Here is a 14,419-nt window from a genome sequence, read left to right as displayed (position 1 = left end):
TTTGGCTGCGGGCTGCTTACCGCCGCAAGCGGTGTCAGCGCAAGGCGGATCACCACAAACCCTTGGCAAATTAAAAAATTGCGTATTCACTGATCCCGAATGGGAACAGGGAGGCCCCGCATGCAGCAGGATTTCACCGTCGGCATCGAAGAGGAATACCTGCTGGTCGACCGCGACAGCCTGCAACTGACCGAGGCGCCTGCCGCGCTGATGGAGGCATGTCAGGCCGATTTCGAAGGCCAGGTCAGCCCGGAATTCCTGCAATGCCAGATCGAGGTCGGCACCCGCCCCCATGTCACGATCAAATCGGCGCGCGAGGATCTGAAACGCCTGCGGTCCTGCGTGGCCCGGCGCGCCGCCGAACACAACATGGCGCCGATCGCCGTGTCCTGCCACCCGTTCGCGGATTGGAAGGATCAGCACCACACGCGCAAGGAACGCTATGATAACTTGCAGCACGCCCTGGGTGGCGTGGCGCGGCGGATGCTGATTTGCGGCATGCATGTGCATGTGGGCGTCGAGGACAAGGCGCAGCGGGCCGACCTGATGCCGCAGCTCAGCTATTTCCTGCCGCACTTGCTGGCCCTGTCCGCCTCGTCCCCGTATTGGAGCGGGCGCGACACCGGTCTGTCCTCGTACCGGTTGACGGTGTTCGACAACCTGCCCCGCACCGGCCTGCCGCCCGTGTTCGGCAGTTGGGCAGAATATGAACGCACCACCGGGGTGCTGGTCGAGTTGGGGGTGATCGAGGACACCTCGAAGATCTGGTGGGACCTGCGCCCCTCGCACAGCTATCCGACTTTGGAAACGCGGATCATGGACGTGCAGCCGCGGTTGGAACACGCCCTGTCACTGGCGGCGCTGGTGCAGGCGCTGACCCGGATGCTGTGCCGACTGAAGGACCGCAACCTGCGCTGGCGGGTCTATGACCGGTTCCTGATCGGCGAGAACCGATGGCGTGCGCAGCGCTACGGCGTGGGCGAAGGTCTGATTGATTTCGGCGACCGGTCGATCAAGCCGATGCCCGAGCTGATGGGTGAGCTGATGGGCATGCTGGCCGAAGACGCCGAGGCCCTTGGCACGATGGCGGAGTTGGCGCAGTTGCGCCAGATTGCCGAAACGGGCACGTCGGCCACACGTCAACGGCGCGTACACGCCGAAGCCCAGGCCAGGGGCGATGACCCCGGCCAGGCGGTCGTGCGCCACCTGATCGAGGAATTCCACGCCGATCTCTGACCGTCAGACCGACGCCAGAACCTTCTGGATGCGGGCGGCGACCGGCTCGTAAAGGTCGCGGTCTTTCCAGTAGCCGTTGTGCGACAGCGGGTTCCACGAGGTGAAGATCTTGCCCGCGTTGATCGGCAGGTCGCGTATGGCCTTGGATTGCACCAGCTGGGCATAGCTGGGCGCGATCTTGCCCAGCGGAAACCCAAGAACATCGTGCTTGTCGAAATAATTGTGCCACCAGGTACGGAACCGCAGCGCAGCAGGCAGGGCCCGATTGGGCGGCTGGATCGGAAAAATGCCTGCCTCGGGATAGGCGAACAGAAAGATCGGTATGTTGCAGCCGAAGGTGATCAACCCGGCCACGGTTTCCATGTTTTCGATCGGGGTCGCATGTTTGGGCGGCCCGCCGCTGCGCAGGTATCGCTGCGCGTCATAGATGTAGTTCGACATGATGTGACCGCCCAGCGAATGCGCCAGAATCAGAACCGGTGCCCGGTCGCTGATCTGGTGGCGCAGAACCTGCATCACCAGTTCCACCTTCTTGTGGATCTCGTCATAGGTCTTGTCGCTGGCATCCGGCGTCTGCCGGTAAGAGGCCGCGTCCGACAGGTTGCACACCACGAACTCGCGCAGTTGATCATAGCCGGTGCTGCGCTTGATCTTGCGCAGATAGTCTTTCTGACGCTCCTGCAGGATCTGCGCCCAGACCACCTCGTGCCAGGCCACCTTGTTCATGTCCGCGCCGACCCGACGCGCCACCCGGCGGTGCAGGTCCTTCGAAAAGGTCGGCACCGAGGACGGCGGATGCGGCTTGCGGTACTGGCTGCCCATGCCGTGAATGACGACAACGGCCATCTTGTAGTTCGGCATAATACGCTCCGTATTAATTCCTGAATGAAAGACCCCATCATATCAGCCTTCGGCGCATGACCCAAATAAAGGTCCAAGCGGGTCATGGGGTTTGCCCCGCGTGAAAAAATTCTGTAAGGATTGAGCAATAAATAAACAGTCGTTCAATTCACGTCGCCACAAGGGGGAGACCGGCCATGGATTTCGCGCTGACCGAGGAACAGACGGCCATTTTCGATATGGCCTATGCGTTCGGGCAAGAACAGATCGCACCTTTCGCCCGCCAGTGGGAGGCCGAGGGCACCATCCCCAAGGATCTTTGGCCCAAGGTCGGCGAACTGGGCTTTGGCGGGCTCTACGTGTCCGAGGAAAGCGGCGGCTCTGGACTGACCCGACTGGACGCCACGTTGGTGTTCGAGGCGCTGTCGATGGCCTGCCCCTCGGTCGCGGCCTTTTTGTCGATCCACAACATGTGCGCCAAGATGCTGGACAGCTTTGCCAGCGACGAATTGAAATCGCGCATCATGCCCGACGTTCTAAGCCTGAACACGGTTCTCAGCTATTGTCTAACCGAACCGGGCTCGGGCTCGGACGCGGCGGCGCTCAAGACGCGGGCCGAGCGCACAAACGAGGGCTATACGCTGAACGGCACCAAGGCCTTCATCTCGGGCGGCGGCTATTCCGATGCCTATGTCTGCATGGTCCGCACCGGCGGCGACGGGCCCAAGGGGATCTCGACCGTCTATGTCGAGGACGGCACACCAGGCCTCAGCTTTGGGGCGCTGGAACAGAAGATGGGCTGGAAAAGCCAGCCCACCGCGCAGGTCCAGTTCGACGACTGCAAGATCCCGGCCGAAAACCTTGTCGGGACCGAGGGCGACGGGTTCAAATACGCGATGATGGGCTTGGACGGCGGGCGCCTGAACATCGCCTCATGCTCGCTGGGTGCGGCGCAGGCGGGGCTGGACATGACGCTGCAGTACATGTCCGAACGCAAGGCCTTCGGCCAGACCATCGACCAGTTTCAGGCCCTGCAATTCCGGCTGGCCGACATGGAGATCGAGCTGCAGGCCGCTCGAACCTTCCTGCGTCAGGCGGCATGGAAGCTGGATCAGGGCGCGCCCGACGCCACCAAATTCTGCGCGATGGCCAAGAAGTTCGTGACCGAGACCGGATCGAAAGTGGTCGATCAGTGCCTGCAATTGCATGGCGGCTACGGCTATCTGGCCGACTACGGAATCGAAAAGCTTGTGCGCGATCTGCGGGTCCATCAAATTCTGGAAGGCACGAACGAGATCATGCGCGTGATCATTGCCCGCCAACTGCTCGCCCATCGCTGAGGTTTCCATGTCCGATATCGACATCCGCACCACGGGCCGTGCCGGCCGGATCACCCTGACCCGGCCCAAGGCCCTGAATGCGCTGAGCTACGAGATGTGCATGGCCATCGACACCGCCCTGCGCAATTGGCGCGAGGATGACGAGGTCGATCTGGTCATCCTTGATGCCGAGGGCGAAAAGGCCTTTTGCGCGGGCGGAGACATTGCCGAGTTGTACGCAACGGGCACAAAGGGCGACTATGCCTATGGGCAGAAGTTCTGGCGCGATGAATACCGCCTGAACGCGATGATCTTCGAATATCCCAAGCAGGTGGTCAGCTTCCTTCAGGGCTTTACCATGGGCGGCGGCGTGGGCATCGGCTGTCACGGGACGCACCGGATCGTCGGCGAAAGCTCGAAGATCGCGATGCCCGAATGCTCGATCGGGCTAGTGCCGGATGTGGGCGGGTCGCTGCTGCTGGCGCTGGCGCCGGGGCGGTTGGGCGAATATCTGGGCGTCACCGGCGCGCGCTTGGGTCCGGGCGACGCGATCTATGCCGGGTTCGCCGACCATTTCATCCCGCAGGACCAATGGCCCGACTTGATCGAGATGCTCGAGGCCTCGGGCCAGGCCGACCTGTTGGCCGAACACGCCGCCCCTGCCCCTGATCGCACCTTGCCGCAGGACGAGATCGACCGTTTCTTCGGCGGTGAAACCCTGGGCGACGTTCTGACCGACCTGCGCAATGGCGACACCGAATTCACCCGCGGCGCGCTCGAGGCGATGGGCCGCAATTCGCCGCTGTCGATGGCGTGTGCGATCGAGATGCTGCACCGCCTGCGCGGTCCTGCCCTGACCATGCGCAAGGCGCTGGAGCTGGAATACCGCTTTACCTTCCGGTCGATGGAGCATGGCGACTTTCTCGAAGGCATCCGGGCGCAGATCATCGACAAGGACCGCAACCCGAAATGGCAGTTTGCGGACATGAACGTGCCGGCCACGGCGGTATCACGGATGCTGATGCCGCTGGGCGCGGACACGCTGACATTCGAGGAGGAGTGAAACATGAAGATCGGATTCATTGGCCTGGGCAACATGGGTGCGCCGATGGCGGCCAATCTGGCCAAGGCCGGTCACGACGTGACCGGGTTCGACACCGCGGGCGTGTCGGTCGAGGGCGTGACCAAGGCCGAAACGGCCACTGATGCGGTCCGCGGCGCCGAGGCGGTCATCACCATGCTGCCCAATGGCGACATCCTGCGCGCGGTGGCCGATCAGATCATTCCGCATATGGAAAAAGGGACGGTTTTCATCGACTGCTCGACCGTCGATGTGGACAGCGCCCGCGCCGTGGCGGATCAGGCCGAACAGGCCGGGCTTCTGGCCGTGGACGCGCCGGTTTCGGGCGGAATCGGTGGCGCGGCCGCGGGCACGCTGACCTTCATGGCCGGCGGCTCGAACGCGGCCTTTGCCAAGGCGGCCCCGCTGTTCGACATCATGGGCCAGAAGGCGGTGCATTGCGGCGCGGCGGGCGCCGGTCAGGCCGCCAAGATCTGCAACAACATGATCCTGGGCGTCACCATGATCGCCACTTGCGAGGCCTTTGCCTTGGCCGACAAGCTGGGCTTGGACCGGCAGAAGATGTTCGACGTGGTCAGCACCTCGTCGGGCTACAGCTGGACAATGAACGCCTATTGCCCCGCCCCCGGTGTCGGGCCGCAAAGCCCCGCCGACAACGGCTACAAGCCCGGTTTCGCTGCCGAGCTGATGCTCAAGGACCTGCGGCTCAGCCAGCAGGCCGCCGAAAGCGCCGATGCGGACACGCCGATGGGCCAGATCGCCACAGCCCTGTACGAACAGTTCGTCGAATCCGAAGACGGCAAGGGCATGGATTTCTCGGCCATGCTGCCCCGGTTCGAAAAGCGCGGCCGCAGTTGAGCTTTGGGCGGCATTTCGCCACCCAGGGCTTGCACTTCGGGCGGGCATTCCAAAATACTGGGAAACGCGGCATGACGGCGCGACGAACCGAGGGGAACCGCCCATGAAGACACTGTTGCATATTGCACTGCTTGCCGGCCTGTCACTGACCCCGGTCGCGACGCTGGCTGACAACGGCAAAGGCAAGGGAAAGAACAAGGACACGTTCTCGGTCGAGCGCGTGGCCCCGCAGAAGGGCGCAAAATCCGTTGCCAATTGTCCACCCGGGCTCGCCAAGAAGGCCGTGCCCTGCGTCCCGCCCGGACAGGTCAAGAATCGGTACAAGGTCGGCGATCGGATCGACCGCGATTATGTCTGGATCGACGATCCGTACCGCTATGGTCTGAAACGCGGCGGCAACTACGTTCGCGCGGGCGACTACGTCTACAGCATCGACCCCGATACGCGCAAAGTGCTGAACCTGATCGGCGCGGTGGCGGATATTCTGTACTGACGCGCAGGCAGCCTATTCGGCCGCCACGCGTTCGGGGTTCAGCATCGGTTTGAGGTATCGCCCGGTGTGGCTGCGCTCGCATTCGGCGACCTCTTCCGGGGTGCCGACGGCCACGATCTCGCCGCCGCCATCGCCACCCTCGGGGCCGATGTCGATGATCCAGTCGGCTGTTTTCACAACGTCCAGATTGTGTTCGATCACCACGACCGTGTTGCCTTGGTCGACCAATTCATGCAGCACTTCCAACAGCTTGCGCACGTCTTCGAAATGCAGGCCGGTGGTGGGCTCGTCCAGAATATACAGCGTGCGCCCGGTGGATCGCTTGGACAATTCCTTCGACAGCTTGACTCGCTGCGCCTCGCCGCCCGACAGGGTCGTGGCCTGCTGGCCAACCTTGATGTAGCCCAGCCCGACCCGCGCCAGAGCATCCATCTTGTCGCGGATCGCCGGAACCGCCTTGAAGAACTCCTGAGCATCTTCGACCGTCATGTCCAGCACGTCGGCGATGGACTTGCCCTTGAACTTGATCTCGAGCGTCTCGCGGTTGTAGCGCGCGCCCTTGCAGGTCTCGCAGGTGACGTAGACGTCGGGCAGGAAGTGCATCTCGATCTTGATGACCCCGTCGCCCTGGCAGGCCTCGCAGCGCCCGCCCTTGACGTTAAAGCTAAACCGCCCGGGCTTGTAGCCGCGCGCCTTGGCCTCGGGCAGACCGGCGAACCAGTCGCGGATCGGGGTGAAGGCGCCGGTATAGGTGGCCGGGTTCGACCGTGGCGTGCGTCCGATGGGCCGCTGGTCGATGTCGATCACCTTGTCCAGATGTTCCAGCCCCTTGATCGTATCGCAGGGCGCAGGCGTCTGACGCGCGCCGTTCAGACGCATCGAGGCGGTCTTGAACAGAGTCTCGATCGTCAAGGTCGACTTGCCGCCGCCCGACACCCCGGTCACGCAGACGAACTTGCCCAGCGGAAACTCGGCCGTCACGTCTTTGAGGTTGTTGCCCGAAGCCTTTACAACCGTTACCTTTTTCTTGTTCCCCTTGCGCCGCTCGGCGGGCACCGGAATTTCCCGCACCCCCGACAGATACTGCCCCGTGATCGAGGCCGCATCGGCCGCGATCTGCTCGGGCGTGCCGTGACTGACCACCTGTCCGCCATGCACGCCGGCACCGGGGCCGATGTCGAACACATAGTCAGCCTCGCGGATGGCTTCCTCGTCATGTTCGACGACGATCACGGTATTGCCCTGATCGCGCAGGTTCTTCAGCGTGCCCAAAAGGCGGTCATTGTCGCGCTGATGCAGCCCGATCGAGGGTTCGTCCAGCACGTAAAGCACACCGGTCAAGCCCGAGCCAATCTGGCTAGCCAGCCGGATGCGCTGGCTTTCGCCCCCTGACAGGGTGCCACTTGAACGAGACAGCGTAAGGTATTCCAAACCAACGTTATTCAGGAATCCCAACCGTTCGCGGATTTCTTTCAAAATGGCGCGCGCAATCTCGTTTTTCTGGGCGCTCAGATGGTTCGGCGCGTCCTCGACCCAGGCCAGAGCTTCTTTGATCGACATTTCGACCACCTGGCCGACATGCAGCCCAGCGATCTTGACGGCCAACGCCTCGGGGCGCAAGCGGCAGCCCTCGCATGTGTGGCACGGCCGGTTGTTCTGATACCGTTCGAATTCCTCGCGGATCCACGCGCTGTCGGTTTCGCGATAGCGGCGCTCCATGTTCGGGATCACGCCTTCAAAGCTGCGGGTCACCTGATAGACCCGTCCGCCCTCGTCATAGCGAAACTGGATTTCATCATCGCCCGAGCCATACAGAAACACTTGCCGCACATGCGCCGGAAGGTCCTTCCACGGTGTGTTCTTGTCGAACTCATAGTGGCGCGCAATCGCCTCGATCGTCTGCAGGAAATACGGCGACTTGCCCTTGCGCCACGGGGCCAGCGCACCGTCATACAGTTTCAGCGTCTGATCGGGCACCACAAGCCGTTCGTCAAAAAACAGCTCGACCCCCAGCCCGTCGCAATCCGGGCAGGCACCAAAGGGCGCGTTGAACGAAAACAGGCGCGGTTCGATCTCGGGGATGGTGAACCCACTGACCGGGCAGGCAAAGTTCTCGGAAAACGTAATACGCTCGGGCTCTCCCTCGCGCGGGGCGGTCTCCAGAATCGCGATGCCATCGGCCAGATCCAACGCGGTGCGCAGGCTGTCGGCCAGGCGGGTCTCCATCCCCTCGCGCACGACGATCCGGTCGACGACCACGTCGATGTCATGGCGGAACTTCTTGTCCAGCGTCGGCGGCTCGTCCAGCTCGTAGAACTGGCCATCGACCTTGACGCGCTGGAACCCCTGCTTGCGCAGTTCCAGAAACTCTTTCTTGTACTCGCCCTTGCGGTCGCGAACGATGGGCGCAAGCAGATAGCCGCGGGTGCCCTCCTCCATCGCCATGATCCGGTCGACCATGTCCTGCACCTGCTGGGCCTCGATCGGCAAACCGGTGGCGGGGCTGTAGGGCGTTCCTGAGCGCGCGAACAGCAGGCGCAGATAATCATATATTTCGGTGACGGTTCCCACGGTCGATCGCGGGTTCTTCGACGTGGTCTTCTGCTCGATCGAGATCGCTGGGGACAGGCCGCTGATGTGATCCACATCAGGCTTTTCCATCATGTCCAGAAACTGGCGCGCATAAGCCGACAGGCTTTCGACATAGCGGCGCTGGCCCTCGGCATAGATCGTATCGAACGCCAGAGACGACTTGCCCGACCCAGACAGACCCGTGATGACAACCAGCTGATCGCGCGGAATGTCCACGTCGATGTTTTTCAGGTTGTGCTCGCGCGCGCCGCGCACCTCGATATTCTTCAGCTCAGCCATTCAGGCCCCCAACACACAAGTGCCCTAGAGATAGGCGAGCGATGCCGAGTCTCCAACCAAAAAATCAGAACAAAGTGTGAACGCGCGACTTTTCTCCGATATCCGCATTCATGGCAGCAAGACAAAACCCAAAACCGTTTGTGCTTCAGGGGAAATACCTGCGACTTCACTTGAAGAAATGGCGCGGTTGACGGGGCTCGAACCCGCGACCCCCGGCGTGACAGGCCGGTACTCTAACCAACTGAGCTACAACCGCGCATTAGGGTCTATGTCGATCCGTTTACCCGGATCAAAGGCTGGCAGCGATGGCGCGGTTGACGGGGCTCGAACCCGCGACCCCCGGCGTGACAGGCCGGTACTCTAACCAACTGAGCTACAACCGCCCGCTGCCCGTTCAGTGCTGAACGTTGGGGTGTATTATGGCCCCGCCCCGGCGTCGTCAAGCGGGGTTTTGAAGTTTTTTTCGAGAACGAACGATTTTGTTCGATCCACCGCATCGAACGGGCCAAGCGCGCGCAATACGCTCCAACTACACGTATCTAATTGGCGCTCGCGAGGGTTGTTTACGACATCACGTTCATATTTCGCGGTCAAAATTATCGTTATGAATGCAAGAAATGAACGCTCTAGAAAACGCGGCTAAAATGATGCCCCACTTGAAAAAATCATGATTTTGCCTTGCTCCGACTAATCTGACCGTTCATGATTTGTAGTCAGTCGGCAAGCCGGTCTGGGCGATCAGAGCTGCCATATTCGTCTCAACCCCGAGCGTCCTTGATTATTCGTCCAAAGACCAAAACTGTTAGGAACAGAAAGCAGCACTAAAACCAATGGCAATTGCAAGACCAACCACGCCCGGAACGAACCCGACCGGGAATCCATTTCTCGACAGCCTGATCTGGGGCTCATCCTGGGGCGGAAGCACGATTACCTTTTCCTTCGACAATGGAACTGTCGGCGACCGGGGCTTTACCAGCGCTATGAAAAGCGCCGTGCGCATGGCCTTCAACACGATCGAGAAGATCATCCCCGTCACCTTTCTGGAACGGCCGTTCCTGACCCCCGTCGGGCAAGTGGCCGAGGTGAATGTCATTTATGCCCTGACCAGCGTGGATACCTTGGGCGGCGCCGTCGGCTTTCACGAAGTACCTGGTGAGACACCGTATCTTGCCAATTATGGGCTGAACACACTGATCGGTGCCTTCGGGTTCGATTCGCCGATCTTCACGGCACCTGGCTTGAAGAAGGGAGGCGAAGGATTCGCGACCATTCTGCACGAGATCCTGCACGGGCTTGGCCTTGCGCATCCGCATGACAGCGGCGGAGGATCGTCGACTTTTCCCGGCGTTACCGCAGCGTTCGATGACTATGGCAACCACGGCCAAAATCAGGGCATTTATACGATCATGTCCTACAATTCGGGGTATGCGGAAAAGCTGCCGTTGAAAAGCTATGCTTACGGCAGCACCGCTACGCCGATGGCTTTGGACATCGCTGCACTGCAGACGATCTATGGCACCACCGCGCACAAAAACGGCAACAACGTGTACGACCTGCGCGACGTGAACGGCGCCGGCACCTATTGGTCGTGCATCTGGGATACCGGCGGCGTCGACACGATCTCGGCTGCCGGTCTGAATCGGAACACCGTCATCAACCTGAATGATGCGGATCTTTCTGGCTCGGATGCCGGAGGTGTTCCGTCTTATGCCGGCGGAATTCGCGGCGGGTATACCATTGCAAACACGGTCGTGATCGAAAACGCGATCGGCGGCAACAGATCCGACCGAATTCTGGGCAACGAAGCCGCCAACCGCCTGGAAGGCCGAGCGGGCAATGACATTCTCTATGGACGGGGCGGCAGCGACGTTCTGCTCGGTTCGCACGGGAACGACACGCTGTCGGGAGACAATGGATCGGACCGCATGATCGGTGGGAACGGAAACGACAATTTCGTGGCGAAGGTGGGCGACGGCGATGACGTGATCAACGGCGGCAACAACTCGGACTGGATCCGATTTGTCGGATCCGTTGGCGCAACCGTCAATCTGTCGAATTCGACGCGGCAGGATACCGGCTATGGCATGGATACGGTCGTAGATGTTGAGAACGCAAGTGGCACCGGGGTCGCCGATGACTTCACCGGGTCGGCCGGCGCCAACGTGCTGAATGGTGGCAGCGGAAACGACTCTCTGTCCGGGCTCGGCGGCAATGATCGGCTGAACGGCGGCAACCACAACGACACGCTGATCGGCGGCGGAGGACGCGACACGTTGAATGGCGGGAACGGCGCCGACGCGATCTTCGGTGGCGCCGGGTTGGACATCATGACCGGCGGCGCCGGAGCCGATACCTTCGTATTCCTGACCGCGCGGGAAAGTACCGCATCGACCCGTCGCACGGACAAGATCAAGGATTTCCGCCCCGGGCAGGACAAGATCGACCTGAGCGCCATCGATGCCAGCACAGTTTTCGACGGCGATGATGCGTTTGTCTTTCGGGGGCAAAAGCCGTTCGGCCTGTCGAACCAAGGCGAGGTCTATTTCGAGAAAGTCAACGCGCCCGGCAGCACAAATGATCGCACCTATGTCTATCTTGACACCGATGGCGACCGGGCGCCTGAAATGGTGATCGAACTGACGGGCTTGCACAATCTGACCGCAGGCGACTTTATTTTGTGATCGCACGCCGCACGGCAGAGGGCCAGTTTTGCCGCCCTTTGCCCTGCGGGAACATCAGTGGATGTGACGCCCTAAAGACCTGCCCGCGGCCACCGGTGACAGAGGGTCGGCCGCTTGAGGGCCCGACTCTTCTTACCTTTTATCCCCGCTCGGGAAGACCAGAAAATTTTTCCTCGAACCGGCTTGAAGCCGGTTCGCAGACACTGTAGAGAGCGTTCCGACGGGTGATTAGCTCAGTGGTAGAGCGCTTCGTTCACATCGAAGATGTCAGGAGTTCGAATCTCTTATCACCCACCATTCTCTCTCTTTTTGTGCGACCATCTGCCTGAACCCTGCTAGCAGGCATGCGCCGCAATAGTTCGACACTGCCGCCGGTGAGCGGCATGAAAAAAAGGGCGGGATGAAACCCGCCCTTTCAAGATTTCTTGCGCTGTCCGGTCAGTGCGCCGTGGCGACCGGGGTGCCGCCATCAACGGCCTTGGCTGCTGCTGCCGCGGCCTCTTCGTCGGCCTCGTCCCATTCGATCGGCTCGGGTTTGCGCACCAGCGCACGTTCCAGAACCTCGGACACGTGCTTGACCGGGATGATCTCCAGCCCTTCCTTCACGTTGTTCGGGATGTCGGCCAGATCCTTCTCGTTCTCTTCGGGAATCAGCACCGTCTTGATGCCACCCCTCAGAGCCGCGAGCAGTTTCTCCTTCAACCCGCCGATCGGCATAGCGTTGCCGCGCAGCGAAACCTCGCCGGTCATGGCGATATCCTTGCGGACCGGAATGCCGGTCAGGACCGACACGATCGAGGTCACCATCGCCAGGCCGGCGCTGGGGCCATCCTTTGGCGTCGCGCCGTCAGGCACGTGCACGTGGATGTCGATCTTGTCGAACTGCGGCGGCTTTACACCGATCTCGGGCGCGATCGAGCGCACATAGGACGAAGCGGCGTCGATGGATTCCTTCATCACTTCGCCCAGCTTACCCGTGGTCTTCATGCGGCCCTTGCCTGGCAGCTTCAGCGCCTCGATATGCAGCAGATCGCCGCCGACCGAGGTCCAGGCCAGACCGGTCACCACGCCCACCTGATCGTCCTGTTCAGCCAGACCATAGCGGTACTTGGGCACGCCCAGGAATTCGTGCAGGTTTTCGGCGGTCACGGTCACGGACTCGGATTCCTTCTTGATGATCCGGGTCAGCGCTTTGCGCGCCACCTTGGCGATTTCGCGTTCCAGGTTCCGCACGCCCGCCTCGCGGGTATAGAACCGGATGATCGCAGTCAGCGCCTCGTCCGTCAGTTCGAATTCCTTGGTCTTCAGGCCATGGTTCTTGACCTGCTTTGGGATCAGGTGGCGCTTGGCGATCTCGCGCTTTTCGTCCTCGGTATAGCCGGCCAGCGGAATGATCTCCATACGGTCCAGCAGCGGCCCAGGCATGTTGTAGCTGTTGGACGTAGTCAGAAACATAACGTTCGACAGGTCATATTCGACCTCAAGGTAGTGGTCCATGAACGTGCTGTTCTGTTCCGGGTCCAGCACCTCGAGCATGGCCGAGGCCGGATCACCACGGAAGTCCTGCCCCATCTTGTCGATTTCATCGAGCAGGATGAGCGGGTTCGTGGTTTTCGCCTTTTTCAGCGCCTGGATGATCTTGCCGGGCATCGAGCCGATATAGGTCCGACGGTGGCCGCGGATCTCGGATTCGTCGCGCACCCCACCCAATGAGATGCGGATAAACTCGCGCCCCGTAGCCTTGGCGACCGATTTGCCCAGCGAGGTTTTACCCACGCCCGGAGGGCCGACAAGGCACATGATCGGGCCTTTCAGCTTCTTCGAACGTTGTTGCACCGCGAGATATTCGACGATCCGCTCCTTGACCTTTTCGAGGCCATAATGATCGGCATCCAAGATCTCTTGCGCGCGGCTGAGGTCTTTCTTGACCCGCGACTTGGTGCCCCACGGCAGCGACAGCAACCAGTCGAGATAGTTCCGAACCACCGTCGCTTCGGCCGACATCGGGCTCATGTTGCGCAGCTTCTTGAGCTCGGCCTCAGCCTTTTCGCGGGCTTCCTTCGACAGCTTGGTCTCGGCGATCTTGGCTTCCAGTTCGGCGATCTCGTTCGCGCCGTCCTCGCCATCTCCCAACTCTTTCTGAATGGCCTTCATCTGCTCATTCAGGTAATACTCGCGCTGGGTCTTCTCCATCTGCGACTTGACGCGGGTCTTGATCTTCTTCTCGACTTGAAGAACCGACATCTCGCCCTGCATCAGGCCATAGACCTTCTCGAGCCGCTCGCTGATGCTGAGCGTTTCCAACAGGTCCTGTTTCTGTTCGACCTCGATGCCCAGATGGCCCGAAACCAGATCGGCCAGCTTGGCTGGGTCGGTGGTGTCGCTGACCGCGGTCAAGGCTTCTTCGGGGATGTTCTTGCGGACTTTGGCGTAACGCTCAAATTCATCCGAAACGGTGCGCACCAGTGCCTGGGTCGTGGTCACGTCGCCAGGAATTTCATTCAGGTATTCGGCGCGGGCTTCGAAGAACTCGACGTTGTCCACGAATTCGGTGATCCGCACGCGCGCCTGACCTTCGACCAGAACCTTTACGGTTCCGTCGGGCAGCTTCAACAGCTGCAGCACATTGGCCAGCACACCGGAGCGATAGATTCCATCCGTATCCGGATCATCGACCGCTGGGTCGATCTGGCTGGACAGCAAAATCTGCTTGTCGTCCTGCATCACCTCTTCCAGCGCGCGCACCGATTTTTCACGGCCCACGAACAGCGGCACGATCATGTGCGGAAACACAACGATGTCGCGCAGCGGCAGGACGGGGTATGAGGAATTAAGAGGCTCTTGCATGCTCTATCCTTATCATTGGCAAGATGGCACTGACCCCTGTCGCAGGCAGCCCTTGGCCATCTCCTTCATTCGACGATAAAGGTGGGGCGCGGATCGCCCGGTTTCAACCTTTTCGCCGTACCTGTCCGAACACAATGACCTGACGCTGACGCGACTGCAAGGCATCAGCTGAGGCCCGATGCAGTTTTGGTCG

At 61.0% G+C, this 14,419-nt stretch carries 9 protein-coding genes and 3 tRNA genes; 7 read left to right on the top strand and 5 right to left on the bottom strand.

Annotation, left to right across the window (positions count from 1 at the left end; genetic code table 11):
- The first annotated feature begins 120 nt into the window (after window positions 1–120).
- Window positions 121–1,236, top strand: coding sequence for a carboxylate-amine ligase (locus tag AC2FMM_RS14830; protein ID WP_496796973.1), 1,116 nt, complete (start codon window positions 121–123; stop codon window positions 1,234–1,236).
- A 3-nt stretch (window positions 1,237–1,239) separates the two neighbouring features.
- Here the strand turns inward: AC2FMM_RS14830 and AC2FMM_RS14825 are convergent, their stop codons facing one another.
- Window positions 1,240–2,097, bottom strand: coding sequence for a hypothetical protein (locus tag AC2FMM_RS14825; RefSeq protein WP_496796972.1), 858 nt, complete (start codon window positions 2,095–2,097; stop codon window positions 1,240–1,242).
- A gap of 176 nt (window positions 2,098–2,273) precedes the next feature.
- Here AC2FMM_RS14825 and AC2FMM_RS14820 point away from each other — a divergent pair, with 176 nt between their 5' ends.
- The 4 genes from AC2FMM_RS14820 (at window position 2,274) to AC2FMM_RS14805 (ending at window position 5,827) form a co-directional block, all read left to right on the top strand.
- Window positions 2,274–3,416, top strand: a complete 1,143-nt coding sequence (locus tag AC2FMM_RS14820; protein ID WP_496796971.1) for an acyl-CoA dehydrogenase family protein — start codon at window positions 2,274–2,276, stop codon at window positions 3,414–3,416.
- Between the two features lie 7 nt (window positions 3,417–3,423).
- On the top strand, window positions 3,424–4,458 hold the full coding sequence (locus AC2FMM_RS14815) for an enoyl-CoA hydratase/isomerase family protein (RefSeq protein WP_496796970.1): 1,035 nt from the start codon (window positions 3,424–3,426) through the stop codon (window positions 4,456–4,458).
- A gap of 3 nt (window positions 4,459–4,461) precedes the next feature.
- Window positions 4,462–5,334, top strand: a complete 873-nt coding sequence (mmsB, locus tag AC2FMM_RS14810; protein WP_496727571.1) for a 3-hydroxyisobutyrate dehydrogenase — start codon at window positions 4,462–4,464, stop codon at window positions 5,332–5,334.
- 103 nt (window positions 5,335–5,437) lie between these two features.
- Window positions 5,438–5,827 (top strand): hypothetical protein, encoded by a 390-nt coding sequence (locus AC2FMM_RS14805; RefSeq protein WP_496741292.1) that lies wholly within the window; start codon window positions 5,438–5,440, stop codon window positions 5,825–5,827.
- A 12-nt stretch (window positions 5,828–5,839) separates the two neighbouring features.
- Here AC2FMM_RS14805 and uvrA read toward each other — a convergent pair whose 3' ends face one another.
- The 3 genes from uvrA to AC2FMM_RS14790 all read right to left on the bottom strand — a co-directional run bounded on the left by uvrA (window position 5,840) and on the right by AC2FMM_RS14790 (window position 9,081).
- Window positions 5,840–8,698 (bottom strand): excinuclease ABC subunit UvrA, encoded by a 2,859-nt coding sequence (uvrA, locus tag AC2FMM_RS14800; protein WP_496796969.1) that lies wholly within the window; start codon window positions 8,696–8,698, stop codon window positions 5,840–5,842.
- A gap of 179 nt (window positions 8,699–8,877) precedes the next feature.
- Window positions 8,878–8,954 (bottom strand) — tRNA-Asp (locus AC2FMM_RS14795).
- Window positions 8,955–9,004: 50 nt separating this feature from the next.
- A tRNA-Asp gene (locus AC2FMM_RS14790) sits at window positions 9,005–9,081 on the bottom strand.
- A 447-nt stretch (window positions 9,082–9,528) separates the two neighbouring features.
- Between AC2FMM_RS14790 and AC2FMM_RS14785 the strand changes: the two genes are divergently transcribed.
- On the top strand, window positions 9,529–11,379 hold the full coding sequence (locus AC2FMM_RS14785) for a M10 family metallopeptidase C-terminal domain-containing protein (RefSeq protein ID WP_496796968.1): 1,851 nt from the start codon (window positions 9,529–9,531) through the stop codon (window positions 11,377–11,379).
- A 222-nt stretch (window positions 11,380–11,601) separates the two neighbouring features.
- Window positions 11,602–11,676: transfer RNA gene (locus AC2FMM_RS14780), tRNA-Val, on the top strand.
- Window positions 11,677–11,817: 141 nt separating this feature from the next.
- Here AC2FMM_RS14780 and lon read toward each other — a convergent pair.
- Entirely contained in the window at window positions 11,818–14,226 is a 2,409-nt protein-coding gene (gene lon, locus AC2FMM_RS14775) for an endopeptidase La (protein WP_496796967.1), read from the bottom strand.
- Between the last annotated feature and the right edge of the window lie 193 nt (window positions 14,227–14,419).

The sequence above is a fragment of the Ruegeria sp. BHSC043 genome, from assembly GCF_059612985.1.
Note: the sequence above shows the minus strand (reverse complement) of the source record. Positions and strands in the feature narration are given on the sequence as shown.